Raw genomic sequence first — 23,858 nt, 5'->3', positions numbered from 1 at the left:
GCAACCGTGCGGGTAATTTGGGGGACTGGGGGCAACTGCGGCGGCGTCGGGGTGGCGGCAGTACGGTGGGGCCGGCCGCCGCCACCGCGCTGGTGCTTGCGGTACTGGTGCTCGCCGGCGTCGCCCTTGCTGCTCCCGAGGTGCTGCGCCCGGCGGCTGGCGAACCGCCTGCCGGTTCCGGGCAGCTGACGCCACCGCCCGGAGAGGCTCCCGGAACGGGCGGCCCGGCGAAACAGGCCCAGCCGGTGGCAACCCTGCTGGCGGAGGCTTCCGTTCCGGACCCGGCACAGGCCCTGCCCGCGCTCGCAGAACTGCGGGCTCGGGCGTTCGCCACAGCCGATCCCGAGCTGCTGCACCTCGTTAATGCCCCGGGGTCCCAGGCCCTGCGGGAGGACCAGCAGCAGATCAGCCGGCTTGCACGTGACGGCCATACCCTCCGCGGACTGGACATGCAGGCGGCGGTCCTGGCCACGGCGGACGGCGGGGACGGGCAACGGGCGGCAACAGGGGACGCCCTCGGGGAGACGGCCGGGCTCACTGTACGGCTGGAGGTCTCCGCCTACGAACAGGTGGACGCGGAAGGCAGCGTGGTGCATCAGGCCGACGGGCAGCAGCAACAGGTACAGCTGGTGTTGCTGCGCAGCGACGGAGCATGGAAAATCAGCCGGATTCTCGCAGCGGGCGAAGGCATGGTCCTACACGGGGAAGCCGGTACCGAAAGATAGGATCGTTCCATGAGTCCAACTGCTTACCTTCGTTACCCCGATCTGCACGGCGACCTTGTCACCTTCGTGGCTGAAGACGACGTGTGGATGGCACCTGTATCCGGCGGCCGGGCCTGGCGTATCTCCTCGATGCAACTGCCGGCACGCAGCCCCAAGTTTTCACCGGACGGCACCCGGCTGGCCTGGCAGGTGGTCCAGGGCGGTGCTCCGGAGATTGTCACGGCAGAGGTCCAGGGCGGGGATTTCCGTCAGCTGACCTTCTGGGGGTGCCAAAGCACGCGGCTCAAGGGCTTCAACTCAGCCGGAGACGTTATCGCCACCAGTTCCGTGGAGCAGGAAGACAACCGGCTCCGGTGGGCCTACACCGTCCCGCTCGACGGCACCGCCCCGGTCAAACTGCCCTACGGGCCGGTGGAAACCATCGCCGAAGGCCCCGCAGTCGGCGACGAACGCCCAATGGTGATCGGCAGCATGCTGACCCGCGAACAGGCCTGGTGGAAGCGCTACCGGGGCGGCACTGCCGGAAAGCTGTGGATCGACGCGGACGGCAACGGCGAATTCGTCCGGCTCGTCCCCGAGCTTGACGGCAACCTGTCCGACCCCATGTGGATTGACGGGAGAGTCGTTTTCCTCTCCGACCATGAGGGTTACGGAAACCTGTATTCGGTCACCCCCCAGGGCACCGATTTGCGCCGCCACACTGATTTTGAAGGCTTCTACGTCCGGCACGCCTCGTCGGACGGCACCCGGATTGTCTTTGAATCCGCAGGACGCATCTGGCTCCTGGCATCACTGGACGCTGATGCGCAGCCGCTGGAGATTTCGCTCGGGTCCGCCGGTACCGCGCGGCGCCCCCGACCGCTCAACGTTGCCAGGCACCTGGCCGCAGCCGTCCCGGACGCCACCGGCACCGCGAGCGTGGTGGAAACCCACGGCACCCTGCACTGGCTGACACACCGCGACGGCCCCTCCCGCGTCATCGAGGCAGACTCCGCCGTGCGTGCCCGCCTGGGCCGTCCGCTGGGAGAGACCCACGCCGTCTTCGTCTCGGACAGCCAGGGCGAGGAAGCAATCTACATCCGGAAAGTCTTTGCCGATGTGGACACCGCTTCCGGCGGCTCCGCCCGGGACGGCGGGCTGCCCGCCGGCAGCCCGGCGAACGAGCCGGCTGCGGACACCGGGCTGGTCCTTCCCAGCCCCGTCTCTGCCTCCAGCACCACCACCCACGGATCCCGGGGACCGCAGGACCGCGCTGCAGTACCCGCAGCTCAGACCGAAGCGCAGGACACCGCTGCCGGAGCATCTCCGGCTGTTCCCGCCACGGAAAGCGGCACCGTACGCATCGGATTCGACCGGCCCACCCGCGTGAGCGAACTGGTTCCGAGCCCGGACGGAGAGCGCGTAGGGGTGGCCACGGAATACGGGGAAGTGTTCATCCTTGAAACCTCCACCGCGCAACTGAGCCCGGTTGCCGCATCCGAATTCGGTGCAGTGGACCAGCTGGCGTTCTCACCGGACTCGCAGTGGCTTGCCTGGGCGGAACCGACCACGGGGGAGGGCCGGACCAGGATCCGCCTGCGCTCCGCCGTCGACGCCTCCGCACCGGTCATCGACGTTACGGATGGCCGTTTCGCCGATCACGATCCCTCCTTCACCCGGGACGGCCGCTACCTGGCATTCCTCTCGGAGCGCAGCTTCGACCCCGTCTATGACACGCACCGCTTCGATCTGAGCTTCCCTTCCTCCACCAAGCCCTTCCTGGTGGCGCTGGCGGCGGGCACGCCGTCACCATTCGGCCCGTCGGTCTCCGGCGGTTCGGTTCCCGTGGCCGCAGAAGCAGCGGAGGGCGGAACGCCGAAGAAAACAGTCCCTGACGTGCAGGTGGATGCCGAGCGGATCGGCGACCGCATCATCGCCGTTCCCGTGCCGCAGGGCCGCTACACCAAACTCCGGGCCGCCGATTCGGCCCTGCTCTGGCAGGCAAACGACATCTACGGCGTCACCGGCGATGGCCGGGCCACAGCGACCGACCGGGATCCGGCCGCCCGGCTGGAGCGGTTCGACCTGCTGACCAAGGATCTGTCCGTCCTGGTGCCGGCCCTCGAAGGCTACGAGGTCAGCGGCGACGGCAGCAAGGTGGTTTTACGCCACGAAGGCGGTGTCCGGGTAGTTCCCGCCGCTTCCCGGGTGGAGGAGGATTCCGCGGAAAACATCCGTGTGGATCTGGACCGCATCCGCGTACGCATTGATCCGGTCAAGGTCTGGGGCCAGGCCTTCGACGAGGCCTGGCGGTTGCAGCGCGACTTCTTCTGGGCCCCGGACATGGGCGGCCTGGACTGGGAAGGCGTGCATGCCCGCTACCGGCCCCTGGTAGACAACCTCGGCAGCCACGATGACCTCGTGGACCTGCTCTGGGAGATGCACGGAGAGCTCGGTACCTCTCACGCGTATGTCACCCCGGTTCCGGTCACGGAGCAGGGTGCCGGCGGACAGGGTTTCCTGGGTGCGGATCTGCGGCCGGGAGCCGGGGGTTGGGAAGTGGTTCGGATCCTGGGCGCCGAATCTTCGGACCCGCAGGCAACCTCGCCACTCAGCGCCCCGGGGGCCGACGTTCACCCCGGCGACGTCATTGCCGCCATCGATGGTGTACCCGTCCCGCCCCGGGAAGGTCCTGCGGCACTTCTGACCGGTGCAGCTGGGCGCACGGTGGAGCTGACCATAGTCTCTGCCGACGACGCCGGGGCGCCCTCGCAGCGCCGCATCGCCGTCGTGCCGCTGCGCAGCGAGGAACGGCTCCGCTACCAGAACTGGGTGCACGCCAACCGGCGGATTGTGCGGGAGGCCTCCAACGGAGCGTTCGGTTACCTGCACATACCCGACATGGTGGCCAATGGCTGGTCGCAGCTGCACCGCGACCTGGACCAGGAGGCATCCCGGCAGGCGCTGGTGGTGGATGTCCGCAGGAACCGCGGCGGCCACACCTCCCAGCTCGTTGCCGAACTGATAGGCCGCAAGGTTACTGCCTGGGACATGCCCCGCGGCGGCCAGCCCAGCCCCTACCCGGCCCACGCGCCCCGCGGACCGGTGGTCATCCTGACTGACGAGTTCGCCGGCTCGGACGGTGACATCATCACGCAGGTCTCCAAACTGCGCGGTATCGGCCCGGTGATCGGCACCCGCACTTGGGGCGGCGTCGTCGGCATTGACGGTCGGTTCAATCTGGTGGACGGCACCACCGTCAACCAGCCGCGGTACGCCTACTGGTTCACCGGCGGGGTGGGCTGGGGTGTTGAGAACCGCGGTGTCGAGCCGGACATTGAGGTGACGTTCCCTCCGCACGCCTACGTAGCCGGCGAGGATCCCCAGCTGGAACACGGTGTGGGCATCCTCCGGGAAATGCTCTCGGAACTGCCTACGGACGAGCCGCCCGCGCTCACGGGCTACCCGACTCTGCAGCCGGCACCGCTGCCTCCCCGCCCGCAGGATGGCCAGGCCGGGTCCCGGCAGGAGAACGGTGACCTGTCCATCCCGGCACCGGTTTCCGCCGGCACCGACGCGAAGGACAACCGACACTAGGGCCGAGGCCGCACACGCCCGTCAATAATTACGGCTGGAGCCGGACTGGGAACACCGGTCCGGCTCCAGCCACGTCTGCGCGTTACCGGGCGTTTCCATCGTTCCGGCACTCAGCCGGGGCAGGGGCTTCGCATGCGTTGTCGGTGCAACCGGGCAGGAGTAATCTCACAAAGATGGGCACTCACCCGGATTCCCCGCAAAATCATCAGCTCGCAGCACGTTGTGTTGCCGGCGGCGCAAACCCCTGGAGCGTGGAATGAATGCCGGCACCCGCCCGGCATACCTGCGCTGGGCGGCGATCGGGCTGGTCGCCGTCGGCGGCGCAGCGGGCGCTGCGAGCCGCGAAGGGCTCTCGCTGGCCATCCCGAATCTCGGTTCGGTGCCGGTGGCCATCCCGCTGATCAACGTGGTCGGCGCGTTTCTGCTCGGTTACCTGTACGAGGCGGTGACGCGGCTCGACAGTTCCCGCCCAACCGGCAAGAACCTGAAGCTGCTCCTGGGCACGGGCTTCTGCGGCGGCTTTACAACGTACAGTTCGCTGGCCACTGACACGGCCGTGCTCTTCCGTGACGGTCTGCCCTGGATAGCGATCGTTTATGCCCTCGGCACGGTGCTCATCGGTGCCTGTGCCACCTGGGCCGGTATCGCCGCCGGCGCCATCAATGCCCGCGGCTCCGGCCGCCGGCACGAACAGGAGGAGGGCTCATGACCCCGGGGATTTTCCTCCTGCTGGCATTGGCCGGCGGAGTAGGCGCCACGGTCCGGTTCATTGTGGACGGATACATCCGTGCCCATATGAAAACCGAGTTTGCGTGGGCGACCACGATCATCAATGTCTCCGGTTCGCTCGTTCTCGGGCTGCTCACGGGACTCACCATCGAGCGCTTTGTGTCCACGGATCTGAGCATCGTGATCGGCACCGGGTTCCTCGGCGGCTACACCACCTTCAGCACCGCCAGCTACGAGACGGTGCAGCTGATCAAGCAGGGCCGCTACGGGGCGTCCTTCATCAGCGGCATTGTCATGCTGGTACTGTCCGTCGCCGCCGCTGTGATCGGCCTCTGGATCGGCGCCGCGGTGTAGATTCCACGGGCCGTAGGGGCCCTGGGCCGCAAGGTCCGGTCAGGGACGCTTGGCAGCCGGAATGTAATGGGCGATCACCAGGAAAACCCAGGTGGTGAGGATATAAGGCCACGTGTAGGTGGGAGCGTTCAGATCGTGCATGATCACCGTTACCACGGCAGTCACCACCGTTCCGATCACGGCGAGCACCCACGAAACAGCGCTGCTGCGGAGGAAGACGACGGCGAGGGCTATGGCGGTGAGGACACCCGAGTAGCCCGCCAGCCCGTTGGCCGTCTCGGTAAGGGCCTCACCCATCGCCAGCGCGCACAGGCTTCCCACCACGCTGCCGAGCAGCCCGGCCAGTCCCACTTTCCAGCCCGCCACGAACAACCCCAGCAGGATGAGGGCGCCTGACCAGACGTTGTTGATCAGCACCACTTCGGAGACGTTCGTCAGAAGAGAGCGGGCGAAGGCCAGCGGCTCGGAGTCAATGGTGGCCGACGGCGCTGAAGGCAGGTGCAGTGCCTCCGTGCTGACCAGGATGGCCGTCGCCACGATGCAGAACGGGGCTGTCGTGGACGGCAGGGAGAACACCCTCAGCGGTGTCTTGGTGAACAGGGCAACCACCAGCCAGGTCACCGGGGCGCAAAGTATGCCGCCGACGAGCGCGATGGGATACGCCGCCCACTGGGCCCCGCCCATGATGGAGAAGGTGGCGGCTCCGACAAGGGCGCCGCAAAAGCCCTCCATACCGGATACGACCGACGGGGAATCGGCTTTGAGCAGGCGCCCTCCCACCATGTTTCCTGCGCACGCAATCAGCACGAGGACTGCCATCCGCCAGTCAGCCACGGCAAAGGCGGCCAGGAACAACAGGGCAGTGTAGATATTGCTCTGGAAGAAGATCTGCGACAGTCCCTGTCCCCAGCCCCTCAGCCACTCCGTGCCCGAGATGGCCGGGCCCGGTGTCGCCGCCCCCGCGGTGCTCACGGCAGCCTCTTTCCGGTGGCGTCATCGGGTGGCGTCTCCTTCCCGGGCAGCGGCTCTGCTCCGGGTTGTGGTCCGCCCGGCGCGGCAGCCCCGCTCCCGGAGCCGGCCGTCCCGTTCGCAAGCGCCCAGCGCTCCTCCACATGTCCGAACCGCCAGTAAGCGGTGGAGATCAGCCAGACAAGTATCAGCGTGGCCACCACAATGTAGCCCACGTTTTCCAGGTCGATGGCGGCGACCCATCCGGTGAGCGGATCGCGCAGGCCGAGCTTCTCGTTCAGCAGCCCGACCAGCTCAATGCCGCCAATCATGACGGCAATCATTACCGAGAGCCCGGTGATGGTGAGGTTGTAGTACAGCTTGCGCACCGCATTGACGCTGGCCCATCCGTAGGCTTTCACCATGACGGCGGAATCGAGCGTATCGAACAAACTCATACCGGCTGCGAAGATCAGGGGCAGGCAGAGGATCGCGTACCAGGGCAGCCCTGTCGCTGCCCCTGTTCCGGCCAGCACCAGCAGGGCGATCTCACTGGCGGTATCGAAGCCGAGCCCGAACAGAAAGCCGACGGCGTACATCTTTCCGGGCCGGTCGATTGACCGGAGCATTGGCCGGATGAGACGGCTGATGAAGCCGCGGCCCTGCAGATGCCGCTCCAGTTCCAGCTCATCCAGGTCACCGTTGCGAGAGGCCCGCCAAACCTTGAGGATTCCCATGAACGCGACGGCGTTGATGAGCCCGATCAGGAGCAGGAAGACGCCGGAGACCACCGTCCCGAACACGCCGAGGCCGTTCCGCACACCGTTGCCGTCGTCGCTGAGGCCCACCGCCCAGCTCACTCCAAGTGCCAGCAGCGCCGCCATGAGGAAAACGATGGTGGAGTGCCCAAGCGAGAAGAACAGGCCGACGCCGGCGGCCGGTTTGCGCAGATCGACGAGCTTGCGGGTGGTGTTGTCGATGGCGGCAATGTGATCGGCATCGAAGGCGTGCCGCACACCCAGCACATAGGCCACCACGGCTATGCCGACTCCGAATACAGAGGTGCCCAGCTGCAGGTGCAATGGCTCAACCAGGAAGAAAAACAGCCCGAAACCCACAATATGCAGCAGCGCAACCGGAATGAAGGCGAGCACCACCTGCGCCCGGTAGGAGCGCCCCGACTTCGCTGCCTGCTCCTGTATGTTGTTAGGCACTGTCAGACCCCTTTCTAGCTTTTTCGAATGACGGGGGCCCGCAGCCCGGTCAGCAGTTCGTGAACGGCGGCGGCCGCGGCTGTCCCCGCAGCTGCCACGGCCACGGTGTCGTTTCCCACCAGGCGCATCCACACGCCCGTATCGCCGGGTAGCGTGCTCACGCCGAAGATCAGGTCACCTCCGCGCTCTTCAACGGCCCGGTGCAGTGTGTCTGCGAGCAGGACAACAGGGACGTCTGGTGTGACGACGTAGAGCATGGAAAGCACATCGTGTCCGGCAAGCACGCCGAGCCCGTTCACCCCGGATTCTGCACCGTCTCCACCCTTGCCGGGGATGAGCCGCAACCGGTCCAGGGCGACCAGGCGGCCGTCCGGCCGCCGCACCTCCAGATCCGAGGCGTACACATCGTAGGCATGCCGTTCGCCGCGGGCGAGCCTGCCGGCGTACAGGGTCTCGCCGAGCAACAGCGTGGCCGACTCGTCCACCACCGCCGATGTCTGCTGGTAGAAGCGTGAATCGGCAAAGGGCACCACGGGCTCGGGCAGGTACTCCGCGTAGGCACCTTCTTCGACGGTGATGTTCACAATCGCGGAAGCGTAGTCGTGCTCCATGCGGTAGACCCTGGTCTGGGTCTGAGTGGTCACGTGCGCCGCGGTGCCCGGACCGAAGCGCAAATCGGTACGCAACCGGTCTCCGTGCAGGATGCCGCCGCCGGAGGACATCAGGTAGGTGTACGCCATGTCCGGGCGCAACTCATTAAAGTACAGGGGATGCATGATCTGCAGCGGTGATTTTTGGTAGTGCTGTACCAGTTCGGTACGGCCCCGGTTGCGGTCGAATCCAAGTTGCAGGATGCCCACCTTGCCCGGGCTGCCAACCGGCAGGCCCCGCCAGACCCGGGACTGCTGCAGAACCTCGGGCGGCACCCGCTCCGGTTCATAGAATGCGGGCTCAAGGCGGTAGCCGCCAGTGCTCGGCACCCGGCCACCGGTCTGCTGAACCGCCCGCCGGGACAGGTCGCTCACGCCGGCAAGCCGGCCTGCTCCGGCACCGATCCCTGCGGGCTCCGCAGTGCTTTCAGGGTCTGTTGTCTTCAGCCTCATCCGATCAGCTCGGTTCTGGCGCCCCACTGGGACATGATTTCCCGGTGAAGTTCGTCCACTCCGAGCCCCGTCAGCGAGTTCGTCAGTACTACCGGCCTGTCCTCGCGCACCCGGTGGGCATCGGACTCCATTACGTCCAGATCGGTGCGGACATACTGGGCGATGTCGATTTTGTTGATGACCAGGATGTCGCTGTCCGTGATGCCGGGACCCCGCTTGCGGGGCATTTTCTCGCCCTCGGCGGTATCCAGCACGAAGACAAACACATCGGCCAGTGCCGGTGAGAAGGTCAGGGTCAGGTTGTCGCCGCCCGACTCATATATCAGTGTGTCGATCTCAGGAAACCGTTCCAGCATTTCCGCCCCGACGGCCAGGTTCATGGTCGGGTCATCGCGCACCGCCGTATGCGGGCAGGACCCGGTCTCAACGCCCATGACGCGCTCGGGGTCGAGAATGCCTGCCAGCTCCCTTCGGACGTGGTGGGCATCCTCCTGGGTGTAGATGTCATTGGTGATCACGCCGGGGGTGCGGCCGGCCTCGATCAGCAGCGGTACCAGCGCCTCCGTCAGTGCCGTTTTGCCGCTGCCAACGGGACCGCCAATGCCGATTCTCAACACGTTCTCGCTCATGGTTTCCTCTGTTTCGGTGTGAATGCTGTTTTTTGTCTGCGGTTGCTGCACGAAGGTTCAGGCCCCATACCGTGCGGACATACCGTGTGCCTGCCTTAGCTGGCGAACAGGCGGGCCTCGGCCCGCTCATGCCTGGCCGACATCACATCGGACATGGGTGCGCAACCGCCCAGGTCGGCGAGATCGCGTCCCAAAGCGGCATCCGTGACCTGTTCGATCACGCCGGCGGTTGCCAGCAGCACGGCCTGTGCCTGCCGGTGATCAGTCAGTCGCAAGCGCAGGGCCGCGCCGACGAAGCTGGCCGAAAAAGCGAACAGGTCCGCGGCCACTGCGTGCCTGGTGTCGACTCCGTTTGCCGCGTACACCGCTGCTGCGGCAACCGGCTGGCAACCGGGCGTACTGCGCAGCCGCACCCGTTCGCGGTACTCCGCGAGCAGTGGCTGGTCAATCAGCTCGGCGCCCAAATCGATGAGCTGGTGCCCGCTGCGCACGGAGGCGGTGCGCATTTCCGCGTTCAGTTTCGAGGCAAACAGCAGCTGGTCGACCTCCTGAACGCGGTCGACGTCGCCGCCCGCCGCCGCGCGGTGCGCGGTGGCGAGGGCGGTTGCATCCGAGGGTCCGACGGCGTGCAGCAGCAGATCGCCCAGCAGCTGCTGCACGCCGTCCCGGCCTACGAGGTGCGCCTGGCTGTAGCCCTCGAGGCTGTGGGACATCGTGTAAAAGCCGCTGGGAAATGCCGAGTCCGCAAACTGCAGGCTGGTCAGCAACTGGCGTACATCTGTCATGCGTTGCTCCTAGGCGAGGAAGAACAACTGGGTCAGCGGCAGGGACTGGGCAGGAGGGATGCTGGCCAGCGTGCCGTTGTACGTCACGTTGTACGTCTCCGGGTCCACCTCGATGTTCGGCGTGGCACTGTTGCGCACCATGTGCTGCTTGCCGATGCCGCGGCAGCGCTGCACCGGCAGCACCTGGCTTTCGAGCCCCAGCTTCTCCGGCACGCCCTTGTCGATGGCAGCCTTGGACATAAAGGTTGCCCGCGTGCTCTGCAGCGCTTTGCCCTGCGCACCGAACATGGGGCGGTAATACACCGGCTGAGGGGTGGGCAGCGAGGCATTTGGATCACCCATCAGCGCCCAGTTGATCAGGCCGCCCTTGACGATCAGCCGCGGTTTTGCGGCGAAGGACTGGATCGGCCAGAGCACGATGTCGGCCATCTTCCCTTCTTCCAGGGAGCCGATGTAATCGGACACGCCCTGGGTGATGGCCGGGTTGATGGTGATTTTGGCCAGGTAGCGCAGGACCCGGAAATTGTCATTGTCCGGGCTGTCCTCGGGCAGCTTGCCGCGCTGGTCCTTGCAGTGGTGGGCTATCTGGAACGTACGCATAAATGACTCGCCGATGCGGCCCATGGCCTGTGAATCGGAGGAGACCATCGAGATGATGCCTTCGTCGTGGAACACGGTCTCCGCGGAAATGGTCTCGGCCCGGACACGGGAATCCGCGAACGCGACGTCTTCCGGAATGTCGTGGGAGAGGTGGTGGCAGACCATCACCATGTCCAGGAGCTCATCGACGGAGTTGACGGTGTAGGGGAGGGTCGGGTTCGTGGATGAGGGGAGGACGTTGGGGTGCCCGGCCACCTTGATAATGTCCGGCGCGTGTCCGCCGCCGGCACCTTCGGTGTGGAAGGTGTGGATGGTGCGGCCGTCGATCGCGTCCAGCGTGTTCTCAACATAACCGGCCTCGTTGAGGCTGTCGGTGTGCACCGAAACCTGCACATCGTAGAGGTCGGCCATGGCGAGGGCATTGCTGAGCGCCGCGGGTGTTGTGCCGTAGTCCTCGTGGACCTTCAACCCTGCCGCCCCGCCTTCGATCTGTTCCATCAGTGCCTCCGGCAGCGAACCGTTGCCTTTGGCCAGGAAGCCCATGTTCACGGGCATGCCCTCCGCGGATTCGAGCATCCGGGCCAGGTTCCACACGCCGGGGGTGGTGGTGACGCCGTTGGTCCCGTCGGTAGGTCCGGTGCCGCCACCGAAGATAGTGGTGATGCCGTTGGAGAGGGTCGCCTGTGCCTGTTCCGGCGAGATGTAGTGCACGTGCGAATCGATACCGCCCGCAGTGGCGATAAAGTGTTCGCCGGCCAGCAGCTCGGTGCCCGGCCCCACAACGAGGCGCGGATCCACACCGTCCTGGGTGTGCGGGTTTCCGGACTTGCCGATACCGGCAATCTTGCCGTCGCGTACGCCGATATCGCCCTTAACCACACCCAGCACGGGGTCCAGGATGATGGCGTTGGTGATGACCAGGTCAAGCACGCCCTCAGCGGATGTCGCCTGGGGGTCGGCCGCCATGCCGTCGCGGGCGGTCTTTCCTCCGCCGTAGACAACCTCGTCGCCGTAGTGGCCTTCGTTGTAATCCTTCTCAATCTCGATCACGAGGTTGGTATCGGCCAGGCGTACCCGGTCCCCGGTGGTCGGACCAAAGAGATCGGTGTATTGCTTGCGCGAGATCTTCGCCATCACTTCTTCCCCTCTCCAGCATTCCCCGTTTTCGGCGCCTTGCCGGTGCTGCCGGCACTTGGTTTGGCGCTCGGTTTGCCGTTCTGGAACTTGAGCTCGTTCATGCGGTCAATTGCGCGAATCCTGGTCGCCGTGGAATCGAGCCCGCCATCGACGAGGTTGTTGAAGCCGATAACCCTTCGGTTGCCGGCATACGCCGTCAGGGTTACCTCTTTGGTATCTCCTGCTTCGATGCGGATACCGGTGCCCGCCGGCACATCGAGGTGCATGCCATAGGCGAGCTCACGCTCAAACAAAAGCGCCTTGTTCGTCTCGAAGAAGTGGAAATGTGACCCGATCTGTATCGCCCGGTCTCCGGTGTTGCTTACCAGCAGAGTGACGCTTGGCCTGCCGGCGTTAATCTCGATCTCTTCGTCCTTGTGGTCATAAGAGGGGGTGCCCAGCATGATGTTTCCTTCCCTTGCGGTGCAGCGTCGCTGCACGGCATGTTTGGGTGGGGGAGTTCTGCGGTTAAGTCGAGCCGATGGGGGCGGGGTGGAAATGTGTATGGCCAGCGCTAGCTCCCTGCCCGTGGGTATGGGAGTGGCCGTTGGCTGCGTCAAAGGCGTGTGAGTGTGCGTATCCGTGGCCGTGGTCGGCCTGCAGTCCGGCCTCGATCCCGTTGTGGCCATGCTCGAAGTTGTGCAGTGCATCGAGGACCCGCTCACGGATAACACGCAGCGCTGCCTGCCCGCTGAGCAAAGAACCGTAAAAGCCGGCATTGGCAAGTGCGCCTTCACCGAACGGCAACGGATGGCCATGCAGCGTCGCCGTCTGCCGGAAACCGGCGGGGACAACAACCGTTTCTGTGCTGCCGAGAAGCCGCAGCCGCTTAACAGCGTCCACAACCTCAGCCGGCGACTCAACTGTCGCAGTTTCCACCTGGTTGCCCGCCCCGTGGGTGCGCACAAGGTGGGAGATACGGTAGAGCTCGGCGTCGTCAAAGGGATTGGCCGCATCGGCCATGATGAGCATGCCCGCCTCCGGCGCGCGGTGGTGCACATTGGTTGCCGCGGCTCGGAGCCACGCCGTGAGGTGGTCGCCCGTGCCGAAAGGATCGGCCAGGACCAGGGGTACGTCGGAAGCGTCGGCCCCCGCTTCCAGCCATTTGAGCGTTTTTGCCGCATCGGCAATGAGCGTGGGGTTGCGCCCGAACGTCATGGGCAGCACCACCACCGGCGCGGGATCCGATGCGAGGCGTTTGCGCCCGCGTAATTGCGTGAGCAGGTTGTGCAACGGCCGTCCGGCAGGGGTGATGTGAGCGTCGGGAAGATAATCCGCAAGGAAGGAGAGATCCGTCCCGTTGCCGCTCTCATGACCTCCGACCAGTACCACCGTCGCATCCGGCTCGGCCGGCCGCGTCAAGTCAGACTCCGATGGGATCGTGACAGGAGACCAGCTTGCTGCCGTCGACAAAGGTCGCTTCGACCTGCAGGAGAGGCAGCCGCTCACGGACGCCGTCCATGCATTCGGATTCGGAGACGATGGTTTTGCCTAGCTCCATCACCTCGGCGACGGTCCGGCCGTCGCGGGCGCCCTCGAGGATAGCCTCGCAGATGAGCGCGGTTGCCTCGCTGACGCTCAGCTTGGTTCCCCTGTCCCGCCGTTTCCGGGCCAGATCCGCCACTTGATAAATGTAAAGTTTGTCGATTTCTTTGGGAGTGAGGTTCATCTTTTTACCTTCAGACGCAGTTGCGAGCCTATCGAAACCGCTTCCTTGGCATAGGGCCAAGCTCGCGTGGAAACCACGCTACGCGGGCTCTTCAGAGGTCAACACCCTGTCTGGGGACACCGCCGCCGCCGCCCCCCAAATAGGTTGGCGCCCAGCCCATGACGGGACGGAAACGCAAAAAGCCCGGCCCGCAGAAGCGGGCCGGGCCATGCGCCTGTTACTTCACGCGGTTCCTAGGATTCCAGGACAGCGTCCATGGTGATATCGATGCCGGCCAGGGCCTGCGAGACAGGGCATCCGGTCTTTGCTGCCTCTGCAATGTCGTCGAACTGCTCCGCCGTAAGGCCGGGCACCACAGCGGTGACCTTCAGGTGGCTGCCGGTGATGCCGGTTCCGGGCACGAAAGTGACGTCCGCGGAGGTCTCAATCCGATCCGCGGTCTTGCCGGCTTCGGCAAGGGCATTACTGAACGCCATGGAGAAGCAGGCGGAATGCGCCGCGGCGATCAGCTCCTCGGGACTGGTCTTGCCGTTGGCCTCTTCGGCACGCGCCTTCCACGTCACGTCGTAGGTGCCAAGGCCGGAGCTGTCGAGGGTCACGTCACCCTTGCCGTTGAAGAGGTCGCCGTTCCAGACGGTGTGGGCTGATCGGACTGTAGCCATGGGGGTCTCCTTAAAAAGTGACGGGATGGGACCGGCCGTAGCCGGTGCACCATCCCATCCTATTTCCGCTGTGGTGCGGACTACCACATAGTGGCGAGGGCGATGTTGACAATCGTGAGGATGCCGACGCTGTTGGCCAGCCCGGCGGAGACCTTTTCGTCCTTCTTGTAGCGGCGCTGTCCGATGAAGGCGAGCACTGCGATGACCAGGGCGATGAGCAGCTTGATGCCGACCTTCATGTGGTTGACGTCGCCGTCACCCATTTCGTTGACGGCCACCAGAGCAAGGCCCGTGACCAGCTGCAGCAGGGCACCGTGGAACTGGCCGGGCAGGACCGTGGGGTTCTTTATCCGGGCGAACCAGAGGCCGACGATGATCGCGGCGCCGAGGATGTGCAGGAAGACAAGGAAGCTGTGAAGGATATCCATGCCTTAACTTTACCGACAAGCTGTCGGCTCCTTTGACCACACCGGCAGCACGGGCGGTAACTTTTCTACAACATGTAGAGGAAGTTGCCCGGCTCGGAGGCTGCGGCTTAAACAGCGCAGGGCGCCCTCCCATGGGAGGGCGCCCTGCGGGCGACACGGAGTCCTAGAGGCCCAGGTCTGCCTCGAAGTTGCCTTCTTCCAGACGTGCCTTCAGCGTCTGCAGGAAGCGGCCTGCATCGGCCCCGTCCACCAGGCGGTGGTCGTACGTCAGGGAGAGGTACATCATCGAACGGATGGCAATGTTGTCATTGCCTTCGGCATCGGTGAGGACCATGGGGCGCTTGACGATGGCGCCGGTGCCCAGGATACCCACCTGCGGCTGGTTGATGATCGGCGTGTCGAAGAGGGCTCCGACGCTGCCGATGTTCGTGATGGTGAAGGTGCCGCCGGACAGTTCGTCCGGACCGATCTTGTTGTTGCGCGTCCGGCTGCCGACATCGGCAATCTTCTTCGCGAGACCGGTGATGTTCAGGTCGCCGGCATCGTTGATGACCGGAACCAGCAGGCCCTTCTCCGTGTCCACGGCAATGGCGAGGTGCTCGGAGTCGTGGTACGTGATCTCCTGCGTCTCGTTGTCGTAGGACGCGTTCAGCTTCGGGTGCTGCTTCAGCGCTTCGACAACAGCCTTGGCGATGAACGGCAGGAAGGTGAGCTTTGCACCGTTCTGCTCCTGGAAGCTGCCCTTGGCCTTCTGCCGCAGTGCCGCGATGCGGGTCATGTCGACCTCGTGCACCTGCGTCAGCTGTGCCGATTCCTCCAGGGACTCGCGCATGCGGCGTGCGATGGTCTGGCGGATCCGCGGAGCCTTCACCGTGGTGCCGCGCAGCTTGGCGCTGGCCTCGCTGATCTGGGCCGGAGCTGCCTTATCCGATGCCGGGGATGAAGCCGGTGCGGATGCGGCGGGCTTTTCCGCCTTCTTCGCTTCGGCGGCTTCGAGCACGTCCTGCTTGCGGATGCGCCCGGCCACGCCGGAGCCCTTGACGGTGGAGAGATCCACGCCGTGCTCGTTGGCCAGCTTGCGCACCAGCGGGGTGACATAGGTGCCGCCGTCGTTGGAGCCGGCAGAAGCCTCCTGTTTGGGAGCTTCCTGCTTCGGTGCCTCGGCCTTGGGAGCTTCAGCCTTGGGGGCTTCCTGCTTCGGTGCCTCGGCCTTGGGCTCTTCCTTCTTCTCCGGCTCGGCAGCCGGAGCTTCACGCTCGTCCTTGGACGCCGCCGCTACCGGCTCGGCCTCCTTCGGCTCGGCCTTGGCCGGGGCTGCCGCACCGGAACCGATGACGGCCAGAACGGAACCAACCTCGGCGGTGTCGTCTTCGTTGACCCGGATCTCCAGCAGCTTGCCCGCTACGGGGGAGGGGATCTCGGTGTCAACCTTGTCGGTGGACACCTCCAGCAGCGGCTCGTCCATTTCGACGTCGTCGCCCACGGCCTTCAGCCAGCGGGTGACCGTACCTTCGGTAACGGACTCGCCCAGTGCGGGCAGGGTGACCTCGGTGCCTTCGCCGGAACCGGCGTCGGAACCGGAGTCGGAATCAGAGGAGGCCGGGGCTTCTTCTTCAGCCGCCGGAGCCTCTTCGGCTGCGGGTGCCTCTTCAGCGGGTGCTTCCTCCGCCGGTGCTTCCTGGCTGGCGGCGCTGCCGCCGTCGTCCTGCTGGGAGCCGGAGCCGTCGCCGATGCGAACCAGCGGGGCACCTACTTCAGCGGTTTCGTCTTCGGCTACGAGGATTTCCTCGATAACGCCGGCAACGGGGGAGGGGATCTCGGTGTCAACCTTGTCGGTGGAAACCTCCAGCAGCGGCTCGTCTACCTCTACGGTGTCGCCGACGTTCTTCAGCCAGCGGGTGACGGTGCCTTCGGTGACGCTTTCACCAAGGGCGGGTAAGTTCACGGTTTCAGACATATTGTCCCCGTTTCTCCTTGTTAGATCTTTTGTGACCAGCCGTACCGCTGGTGCCGGTGATGTGTGCTCCGGGGCAGCCGGCGGACCGGCTGCCCCGGAAAGTGAATCCTTTGGGTTTAACCGTGAAGGGGCTTGCCGGCCAAAGCCATGGCAGCCTCGCCCAACGCTTCGTTCTGCGTCGGGTGGGCATGGATCAGGCTGGCAATATCCTCAGGGTACGCCTCCCAGTTGACGATCAGCTGGGCTTCGCCGATCTGCTCGCCGATCCGGGCACCGATCATGTGCACGCCCACAATGGGGCCGTCCTTCTCGCGCACCATCTTGATGAGGCCGGAGGAGCCGAGGATGGAGGTCTTGCCGTTGCCGGCCAGGTTGTATTCCTGGATCTCGACGTTCTCTGCTCCCAGCTTTTCCTTCGCCTTGGCTTCGGTCAGGCCCACGGAGGCAATTTCGGGCTCGCAGTAGGTGACCTTCGGGATGTTGACGTCTTCGACGACTACCGGCTTGAGGCCGGCGATCTCCTCGGCCACGAAGATGCCCTGCTGGAAACCGCGGTGGGCCAGCTGCAGGCCGGGGACAATGTCACCCACGGCGTAGATGTTGCCGACGCCGGTGTGCAGCCGGTCGTTGGTGATCACGAAGCCGCGGTCCATGGTGATACCCGCGTCTTCGTAGCCCAGGTTGGCGGTGACCGGTCCGCGGCCCACGGCCACGAGCATGAGATCCGCTTCGAAGGTCTTGCCGTCGGCGAGCGTGACAACCACGCCGTCGTCGTTCTGCTTGACGTTGTCGAAGAAGATGCCGGTGCTGAACTTGATGCCGCGCTTCTTGTAGGCGCGTTCCAGGTTCTTGATGATCGCGGCGTCCTCGTTCGGGACCAGCGAGGGCAGGCCTTCCACGATGGTGACATCCACGCCGAAGGAGTTCCAGACCGAAGCGAACTCGACGCCGATCACGCCGCCGCCCAGGATGATGGCACTCTTGGGCACGGTGTCCATCTTCAGTGCCTGGTCGGAGGTGATGACCTTGCCGCCGATTTCCAGGCCCGGCAGTGAGCGGGAGTAGGAGCCGGTGGCCAGGATGATGTTCTTGCCGGTGTAGGTCTCGCCGTTGACCTCGATGGTCTTTTCGCTGGTGAGCTTGCCTTCACCCTCAATGACGGTGATGCCCTTGGACTTGATCAGGCCCTGCAGGCCGCGGAACTTGCCCGCAATGATGTTGTCCTTGTAGGAGTTCACCGCCGTCATATCAACGGAGTCAAAGGTGGCGTTGATGCCGTACTTCGAGGCGGTCTTTGCGTTCTCCGCGATTTCCGCGGAGTGCAGCAGGGCCTTGGTGGGGATGCAGCCGTTGTGAAGGCAGGTCCCGCCCAGCTTCCCCTTTTCAATGAGACCTACGGAGAATCCCAGCTCCACGGAGCGCAGTGCTGCGGCGTAGCCGCCGCTGCCTCCGCCGAGGATCAGGATGTCGAACTCTTGCGCAGCTGCCTTATCGGCCACTTGGACGCTCCCTCGCGTAATCGTTGACGCGCCCATGCGCGCCGGTGAGTATTTGGGCGTTTGTGATTAGGTCTCACCCTATCGCCCCCTACCACCGGCATCCACTTGGAGACGGGCGGTAGGGGGCGAAGTGTAATGAGAAACACCAGTCACAACCGTCAGTTCCGTTTCACGGAACCGTTTTAACTGCTAGGAAGCGCGCGAGACCACGTCTTCCGCGTAGGCCACCAGGGTGCGGACGGCGACGCCGGTGCCTTCCTTCGGCACATAGCCGTAAGGAGCGCCTTCGTTGAAGGCGGGGCCGGCGATATCCAGGTGGGCCCACGGGATCTTGGTGCCGTTGACCTCGCCGACGAATTCGCGCAGGAACGTGGCGGCGGTCATCATGCCGCCGAAACGCTCACCGTGGTTGGCAATGTCCGCCACCTGGGAGTCCAGGCTGGCGCGCAGCTCCTCGGGGATGGGCATCGGCCAGAACAGCTCTCCGGCGCGGTCGGCGGCGGCCTTGACTGCGTCACGGACTCCTTCCTCACCCATCACGGCGGAGACCCGGTTGCCCAGGGCGATCATCTGGGCACCGGTGAGGGTGGCGACGTCGATGATCGCGTCCGGTGCCTCCTCACTGGCGGCAACGAGGCCGTCGGCCATGACCAGGCGGCCCTCGGCGTCGGTGTTGAGGACCTCAACGGTGCGGCCGCCGTAGGTGGTCATGACGTCGGAGGGACGCTGGGCGGTACCCGAGGGCATGTTTTCCGCGATGCACAGCCAGGAGGTGACCTTGATCGGCAGGCCCAGCTCGGCGATGGCCAGCAGGGCGTTGAGGACGACGGCGGCTCCGCCCATGTCCGACTTCATGGCCTGCATGCCGGCGGCCGGCTTCAGGGACAGTCCGCCGGAATCAAAGGTGATGCCCTTGCCCACCAGGGCCAGCTTGACCTTGGAGCGCAGCGGCGCGTATTCGAGCTTCACCAGGCGCGGCGGGCGGGAGGAGCCCTTGCCGACGCCGAGGATGCCGCCGAAGCCTTCGCGTTCGAGCTTCTTTTCATCCATGACGGTGACCTTGACCGGCAGGGACTTGGCCAGGTCCTTTGCAGCCGCTGCAAAGGTCTCCGGGTACAGGTGGCTCGGGGGCTGGTTGACCAGGGTGCGGGTGGCGTTGACCGCGCGGCCCAGGATGCGGGCGCGCTCGAGGGCCGGCTTCATGGCCTTCTCGTCGGCTGCGGCAGTAATAACGGTGATCTCAGCGACCGGGGCGGGCACCTTCTCCGCCGTGGCGGCGCTGCGGTGCTCGGTGAAGCTGTAGGCGCCCAGCAGGGCGCCTTCGGCGACGGCGGCGGCGTCGGCTACGCTGCCGGCGGGCAGTGCCAGGGCGACGGAGCCGGTGCCGGCGATCTGCCGGACGGCGGAGCCTGCAGTGCGCCGCAGGGTTTCCTCAGTGAGCGCAACCCCGGGGGAGACCTTCCCGAGTCCGGCGAGGACGAGCATGTCGGCTTCGACCTCAGGCAGGCCCGGCAGGCGGTGCACCTCGTCGGCGGCGCCCGTGACGCCGAGCAGCGGCAGGGACGCGCTCAAAGCGGCGGACGCCTTGGGGGTAAGCGGGCTTTCGATGAGCACGGGACCGTCAGGGGTCTGGCCCACACCGATCACGAGTGCGTTGGCGGATACCTTCCGCCCGTCCTTTGACACTGCCGACAGGCTGGGCTCACTGGCTTTGTTCACGAAGCTGCTTCCTCACGTTTTCTGTGTTGAGTTGCGTTATCACATCGATCGTAGTCCGAAGAAGGCGTGCGGGCTGCCACCGGGGGAGGAGGACGGGGCTGCCGGCGGCATGGGCGGGCCCGGAATGAAACGGGTACTTCGGTGCGTTTACCCTTGAGTAAGGGAACAGGAGTGGCAAATCACGGCCCGTAACGGCGGCCGGGAAACCCTGCTGTACCGAGAAAGCACGCCGACGAGTAGCCGGGAGGGGTAAGACATGCTTGATCCGCTGACCCTGTTTAATCTTAATCCGGAGGTGGCGGATTCCGCCGACCTGCGCGGACGCAAGCTCCTGGTCGGCTTCACCGGCTTTGCGGAGGCGGGCCACGTGGTCAGCCAGATCCGGGACGAACTCTTTGATGCCCTGGACCACGACCTGGTGGCCACCTTCGATGCCGATCAGCTGATTGATTACCGGAACCGCCGGCCGCAGATTTCCTTTATAGAGGACCATCTGAGCGACTATGAGCCGCCGCGGCTTGAACTGCACCGCATGTATGACGGGCTGGGGGAGCCGTTCCTGTTCCTGAGCGGCTTTGAACCGGACCTGCAGTGGGAACGCTTTACCGCTGCAGTGCTGCACCTGGTCCACTCCCTGGAAGTGGAGCTGGTCTGCTGGGTGCATTCAATCCCGATGCCCGTTCCGCACACGCGGCCCATTGGCGTTACCACCCACGGCAACCGCCCGGATCTGGTCGAAGGCATTAGTTCCTGGACTCCGATCGCCCAGGTTCAAGCCGCCGTCGGGCACCTGCTGGAACTGCGGCTGTCCGAGGCCGGCGTCGACGTCGTCGGTCATGTAGTGCACGTTCCGCATTACCTGGCTGAGGCCGAGTTCCCGCCCGCCGCCGTCGCCGGACTGGAGTATCTGGGGGCTGCGGCGTCCCTGGTGCTGCCCACCGACCGGCTGCGCGAGGCAGGCCGGGACGTCGAACGGCAGATCGCCCAGCAGGTCGAAGCTTCCGCCGAAGTCAAGGGCGTGGTCTCGACCCTGGAGAAGCGTTATGACGAGTACACCGAAAGCACCGTCCGACGCTCGCTGCTGGTGAAGGACAATGATGAATTGGCGGACGCCGAGGAAATCGGCGCCGCAGTGGAGGCCTATCTGGCCAGCCCGCAGGCCGAAGAGGAGTCCGAGGCCCTGTGGCCGGAGAACCCGCACGGCCAGGCCGGCGAAGAAACGGATACGGCGCAAGAGTACGAACCGAGCGATAACGCGGATCAGGAGAATGCACCCCATGCCACCGACGGCACGGTTGAGGATCACGGAACCGGCGAACCGAAGGGACGAAACGGCGGGGCATAACCCCCGGCCGCTGCGCACTTCGGCGGATAAGGCAGAAGGTTGAGCTCCGCTGTTCCGCCCAACCCGGGGCCGGCCGGGGCAACCCCGCCTGAGGGGTCATCCTCTTCGGGCAGGTCTGGGGGTGCTCCTGCGATCAACGGGCGGCGTGCCTGGATTGTTTGGGGCGTCGGCGTTTTCGCCTACATGGTCGCCGTCACCCAGCGGACTACTTTTGGCGTGGCAGGCATCGAAGCCACGGATCGGTTTTCGGCGACCGCATCGGTCCTGTCCGTCTTCACCGTGGTGCAGCTGCTGGTCTATGCCGGGCTGCAGATTCCCGTCGGTGTCCTCGTGGACCGCTTCGGTCCGAGGCTGCTGATTGCCGGCGGTGCGGCGCTGATGCTGGCCGGTCAGTTCCAGCTGGCCACGGCCGAATCGGTCGGCGCCGGCATTCTGGGACGTTCCCTGGTGGGAGCCGGGGATGCATTGACCTTTATCTCGGTGCTGCGTCTGCTGCCCGCCTGGTTTTCCGGGCGGCGAATTCCGGTCCTGACCCAGTACACGGGCGTGGTGGGGCAGCTGGGGCAGATTGCCAGTGCCATTCCGTTCGCCTTTGTGCTGCACCGTTTCGGTTGGAGCACCGCGTTTATCGCTGCTGCCTCCCTTTCCCTGCTTGCCCTGGTCCTCACCCTTGCCTGCGTGCGCAACCGGCCGGAGGGCGGCGAGGCACCGGTACCCCTGCCGCTGCGCCAGACCGGGACAAGCCTCTCGGAAGCCTTCGCCCAGCCCGGAACCAGGCTGGGTATGTGGACCCACTACACCGTCCAGTTCCCCGGCACGGTGTTTGTGCTGATGTGGGGATTCCCGTATCTGGTCAGTGCCGAAGGGGTAACCCCCGCAGTTGCGTCGTCGCTGATGACCCTGTTCGTGGTGGTAGCCATTCTCTGCGGTCCCTGGATGGGTTCCTGGGTGGGGCGCCACCCGCTGCGCCGTTCCACCATGGTGCTGATAATTGCCGCGTCCATGGCCGCCGGCTGGGCTGCCGTGCTGCTGTATCCCGGACCTGCGCCCCTGTGGCTGCTGGTCCTGCTGGTGATGCTGCTCGCCGTCGGCGGCCCGGGCTCCATGATCGGATTCGATTTTGCCCGGACCTACAACCCCAGCCACCGGCTGGGTACCGCCACGGGCATTGTGAACATTGGCGGTTTCGTTGCCTCGCTGGTGAGCATGTACCTGATTGGACTGGTGCTCGATGTGCTCAATAACGACGGTTTCTCCGACGGCAACCTCTACGCGCTGGATTCATTCCGGATTGCGCTGACCGTTCAGTTCGCTGTGATGGCCGTGGGGGTTGCGGGCATCCTGCGGACCCGCAAAGCAATCCGGCTGCGCCTTGCCGAGAACGGGGCTCCGCTGCCGCCGCTCCGGGCAGCATTGGCGCGGGAACGCCAGCGCCGCAAGGACGAACGCAGCGGCCCCGCCGGCCGCGGGTAGCCCGGGACCCGGCCGGGAAACACCAGGACGGGTCCGGACATCCGGGCATCCGGGCGCCGGAGGGTCTGGGCGCCGGCGGGTCTGCCCGGCTCGCCCGGTCATCCGGGGACGGTGCGCGGGGTCTGCCGGCCTGACCCGGCCTCCACAGGGCAGGTGAGGGGGCTGCTCCGCCGCACGAATGCACAGATAGGCGAACGGTGCGGCCCGCTGCCGGTGCAGCGGGAAAACTTGGGCTCATGAGCACAGAACCTGCAGACGGCACCGCGGAGAATCCCTACCGCGTCAGTGATCCGGCGGATATTCTCAGTCTGATTCCGCACACCCTGGGCTTTGAACCCCGGGAGTCGCTGGTGCTGTTGGCATTGTGCAGCGGCCGCCTCGGAGCCACTCTTCGGCTGGATCTGCCACCCGTGCGGGCAGCGTCGAAAGCCGGCGCCAACGCGGCCTACGCCGCTGCCGCTGCCCGGTTCCTGGCCGCGGACACCCGTGCAGACGGCGCCCTGCTTGTGCTCTATACCGGCGCGCCGTGGACAGAGCCGGCCCGGCCGCCGTTCCTCGCCCTGATTCGCAGGCTGGAAAAGGAACTGGCCGCGGTGTCGCTCCCGGTGCAGGACGGATGGATGGTCGGACCGGAATACTGGCGGGACTATTTCTGCACCCGCCCGGGCTGCTGCCCCTGGCCGGGAATGCCGCGTTCGCAGATCACGGACAGCACCCTGAACACCGAACTGGTTTACCGGGGCAGCGCCTTTGCCCCCTCGCTGGAGCAGGCGGTTGGTTCCTCCCGTGCCCGGCCGTGGAGCCGGCGGCAGGAAGTGGCGGACGCACAGGCACGCTTCGCAAAACTGTTCGGGGACCGCTGGTGTGAACGGGATCAGTTCGGCGGCACCCTGCGGCTGTGGGCCGCATGTTTTTCTCCGGATCTGCCGGATTCCGGGCAGGATCTGGCCGGCGGAAACCCGGGGCTGCGGGAGGCGCCGGAGACAGCAGGTTTTCTGTTGGCGAGCCTTCAGGACCGGGGAATCCGCGATTCGGTGCTGGTGCTGGCGGCAGTCGGCCTGGAAACAGCCCTGGCGGGAGCCGCAGCCCACGGACTGCTCCGCGGCCAGGGCAGCCCGGCAGTGTTTCCCCGGGATGCCCTTGGTCTCGGCGCGGGGTGCGACGGCACACCGGACGCGACAGCCTTATCCGGAGCAGGGGAGCCGCCCGGATCCGGCGTCGCAGGGACGGGGGCAAGGACCGGACGGGCCAGGACTGGCCGGGCAAG

The 23,858-nt window shown here is 65.6% G+C and carries 19 protein-coding genes and 2 pseudogenes; 7 read left to right on the top strand and 14 right to left on the bottom strand.

The annotated features are described in order from the left end of the window. From AC5RVB_RS15690 to crcB, 4 genes and pseudogenes are all read left to right on the top strand, one after another. Nucleotides 1–725 (top strand): annotated as a pseudogene (locus AC5RVB_RS15690) (hypothetical protein); the annotation flags it as partial. A 9-nt stretch (nt 726–734) separates the two neighbouring features. Continuing rightward, nucleotides 735–4,301, top strand: coding sequence for a S41 family peptidase (locus AC5RVB_RS15685; RefSeq protein ID WP_494143097.1), 3,567 nt, complete (start codon nt 735–737; stop codon nt 4,299–4,301). A gap of 256 nt (nt 4,302–4,557) precedes the next feature. Continuing rightward, entirely contained in the window at nt 4,558–5,010 is a 453-nt protein-coding gene (locus AC5RVB_RS15680; protein ID WP_227928026.1) for a fluoride efflux transporter FluC, read from the top strand. Next, complete coding sequence (gene crcB, locus AC5RVB_RS15675; RefSeq protein ID WP_494143096.1) at nt 5,007–5,384, top strand: fluoride efflux transporter CrcB; 378 nt, start codon at nt 5,007–5,009, stop codon at nt 5,382–5,384. Before AC5RVB_RS15680 ends, crcB begins: the two co-directional genes overlap by 4 nt. A gap of 39 nt (nt 5,385–5,423) precedes the next feature. On the opposite strand, the gene AC5RVB_RS15670 is transcribed toward crcB, so the two are convergent. From AC5RVB_RS15670 to AC5RVB_RS15605, 14 genes are all read right to left on the bottom strand, one after another. Further along, nucleotides 5,424–6,356 (bottom strand): urea transporter, encoded by a 933-nt coding sequence (locus tag AC5RVB_RS15670; RefSeq protein ID WP_494143095.1) that lies wholly within the window; start codon nt 6,354–6,356, stop codon nt 5,424–5,426. Further along, on the bottom strand, nt 6,353–7,546 hold the full coding sequence (locus tag AC5RVB_RS15665; RefSeq protein ID WP_494143094.1) for a HoxN/HupN/NixA family nickel/cobalt transporter: 1,194 nt from the start codon (nt 7,544–7,546) through the stop codon (nt 6,353–6,355). Before AC5RVB_RS15665 ends, AC5RVB_RS15670 begins: the two co-directional genes overlap by 4 nt. Before the next feature lie 14 nt (nt 7,547–7,560). Further along, nucleotides 7,561–8,571 carry an urease accessory protein UreD gene (locus AC5RVB_RS15660; protein ID WP_494143093.1) on the bottom strand — a complete coding sequence of 337 codons (1,011 nt, stop codon included), beginning with the start codon at nt 8,569–8,571 and terminating at the stop codon, nt 7,561–7,563. Nucleotides 8,572–8,645: 74 nt separating this feature from the next. Next, nucleotides 8,646–9,278, bottom strand: coding sequence for an urease accessory protein UreG (ureG, locus tag AC5RVB_RS15655; RefSeq protein WP_227902231.1), 633 nt, complete (start codon nt 9,276–9,278; stop codon nt 8,646–8,648). 95 nt (nt 9,279–9,373) lie between these two features. Beyond that, entirely contained in the window at nt 9,374–10,063 is a 690-nt protein-coding gene (locus AC5RVB_RS15650; protein WP_494143092.1) for an urease accessory protein UreF, read from the bottom strand. A 9-nt stretch (nt 10,064–10,072) separates the two neighbouring features. Further along, complete coding sequence (gene ureC, locus AC5RVB_RS15645) at nt 10,073–11,797, bottom strand: urease subunit alpha (protein ID WP_227902229.1); 1,725 nt, start codon at nt 11,795–11,797, stop codon at nt 10,073–10,075. Next, entirely contained in the window at nt 11,797–12,243 is a 447-nt protein-coding gene (locus tag AC5RVB_RS15640; RefSeq protein ID WP_227902228.1) for an urease subunit beta, read from the bottom strand. The genes ureC and AC5RVB_RS15640 overlap by 1 nt, the downstream gene beginning before the upstream one ends. A gap of 64 nt (nt 12,244–12,307) precedes the next feature. Then, the gene (locus AC5RVB_RS15635; RefSeq protein ID WP_494143091.1) at nt 12,308–13,201 is read right to left on the bottom strand and encodes a sirohydrochlorin chelatase family protein; all 894 of its coding nucleotides are present in this window, start codon (nt 13,199–13,201) and stop codon (nt 12,308–12,310) included. 1 nt (nt 13,202) lies between these two features. Next, nucleotides 13,203–13,508 carry an urease subunit gamma gene (locus AC5RVB_RS15630; protein ID WP_227902226.1) on the bottom strand — a complete coding sequence of 102 codons (306 nt, stop codon included), beginning with the start codon at nt 13,506–13,508 and terminating at the stop codon, nt 13,203–13,205. 233 nt (nt 13,509–13,741) lie between these two features. Beyond that, nucleotides 13,742–14,170 carry an OsmC family protein gene (locus AC5RVB_RS15625; protein WP_227902225.1) on the bottom strand — a complete coding sequence of 143 codons (429 nt, stop codon included), beginning with the start codon at nt 14,168–14,170 and terminating at the stop codon, nt 13,742–13,744. An 80-nt stretch (nt 14,171–14,250) separates the two neighbouring features. Beyond that, nucleotides 14,251–14,598, bottom strand: coding sequence for a hypothetical protein (locus tag AC5RVB_RS15620; protein WP_227902224.1), 348 nt, complete (start codon nt 14,596–14,598; stop codon nt 14,251–14,253). Between the two features lie 163 nt (nt 14,599–14,761). Continuing rightward, nucleotides 14,762–16,555, bottom strand: a complete 1,794-nt coding sequence (gene sucB, locus AC5RVB_RS15615) for a 2-oxoglutarate dehydrogenase, E2 component, dihydrolipoamide succinyltransferase (protein ID WP_227902223.1) — start codon at nt 16,553–16,555, stop codon at nt 14,762–14,764. A gap of 116 nt (nt 16,556–16,671) precedes the next feature. After that, complete coding sequence (lpdA, locus tag AC5RVB_RS15610) at nt 16,672–18,054, bottom strand: dihydrolipoyl dehydrogenase (RefSeq protein ID WP_227902222.1); 1,383 nt, start codon at nt 18,052–18,054, stop codon at nt 16,672–16,674. 189 nt (nt 18,055–18,243) lie between these two features. Continuing rightward, a complete protein-coding gene (locus AC5RVB_RS15605) occupies nt 18,244–19,773 on the bottom strand; it encodes a leucyl aminopeptidase (protein ID WP_227902221.1) in 1,530 nt (509 codons plus the stop codon). Nucleotides 19,774–20,029: 256 nt separating this feature from the next. On the opposite strand from AC5RVB_RS15605, the pseudogene AC5RVB_RS15600 reads away from it, so the two are divergent. From AC5RVB_RS15600 to AC5RVB_RS15590, 3 genes and pseudogenes are all read left to right on the top strand, one after another. Continuing rightward, nucleotides 20,030–20,923, top strand: a pseudogene (locus tag AC5RVB_RS15600) (proteasome assembly chaperone family protein); the annotation flags it as partial. A 327-nt stretch (nt 20,924–21,250) separates the two neighbouring features. Then, a complete protein-coding gene (locus AC5RVB_RS15595; protein ID WP_494143098.1) occupies nt 21,251–22,591 on the top strand; it encodes an MFS transporter in 1,341 nt (446 codons plus the stop codon). Nucleotides 22,592–22,827: 236 nt separating this feature from the next. Continuing rightward, a partial coding sequence (locus AC5RVB_RS15590; RefSeq protein ID WP_494143090.1) for a DUF4192 family protein occupies nt 22,828–23,858 on the top strand: 1,031 nt, incomplete at its 3' end.

Source organism: Arthrobacter sp. Y3225209 (assembly GCF_059090685.1).
This window is presented reverse-complemented; position numbering and strand designations above follow the sequence as displayed.

Excerpts from the sequence above, each read along its gene's own strand:
- sucB (WP_227902223.1), bottom strand. The coding sequence starts at position 16,555 with ATGTCTGAAACCGTGAACTTACCCGCCCTTGGTGAAAGCGTCACCGAA.
- AC5RVB_RS15640 (WP_227902228.1), bottom strand. The coding sequence starts at position 12,243 with ATGCTGGGCACCCCCTCTTATGACCACAAGGACGAAGAGATCGAGATT.
- AC5RVB_RS15630 (WP_227902226.1), bottom strand. The coding sequence starts at position 13,508 with ATGAACCTCACTCCCAAAGAAATCGACAAACTTTACATTTATCAAGTG.
- ureG (WP_227902231.1), bottom strand. The coding sequence starts at position 9,278 with ATGAGCGAGAACGTGTTGAGAATCGGCATTGGCGGTCCCGTTGGCAGC.
- AC5RVB_RS15620 (WP_227902224.1), bottom strand. The coding sequence starts at position 14,598 with ATGGATATCCTTCACAGCTTCCTTGTCTTCCTGCACATCCTCGGCGCC.
- ureC (WP_227902229.1), bottom strand. The coding sequence starts at position 11,797 with ATGGCGAAGATCTCGCGCAAGCAATACACCGATCTCTTTGGTCCGACC.
- AC5RVB_RS15685 (WP_494143097.1), top strand. The coding sequence starts at position 735 with ATGAGTCCAACTGCTTACCTTCGTTACCCCGATCTGCACGGCGACCTT.
- AC5RVB_RS15625 (WP_227902225.1), bottom strand. The coding sequence starts at position 14,170 with ATGGCTACAGTCCGATCAGCCCACACCGTCTGGAACGGCGACCTCTTC.
- crcB (WP_494143096.1), top strand. The coding sequence starts at position 5,007 with ATGACCCCGGGGATTTTCCTCCTGCTGGCATTGGCCGGCGGAGTAGGC.
- AC5RVB_RS15680 (WP_227928026.1), top strand. The coding sequence starts at position 4,558 with ATGAATGCCGGCACCCGCCCGGCATACCTGCGCTGGGCGGCGATCGGG.
- AC5RVB_RS15650 (WP_494143092.1), bottom strand. The coding sequence starts at position 10,063 with ATGACAGATGTACGCCAGTTGCTGACCAGCCTGCAGTTTGCGGACTCG.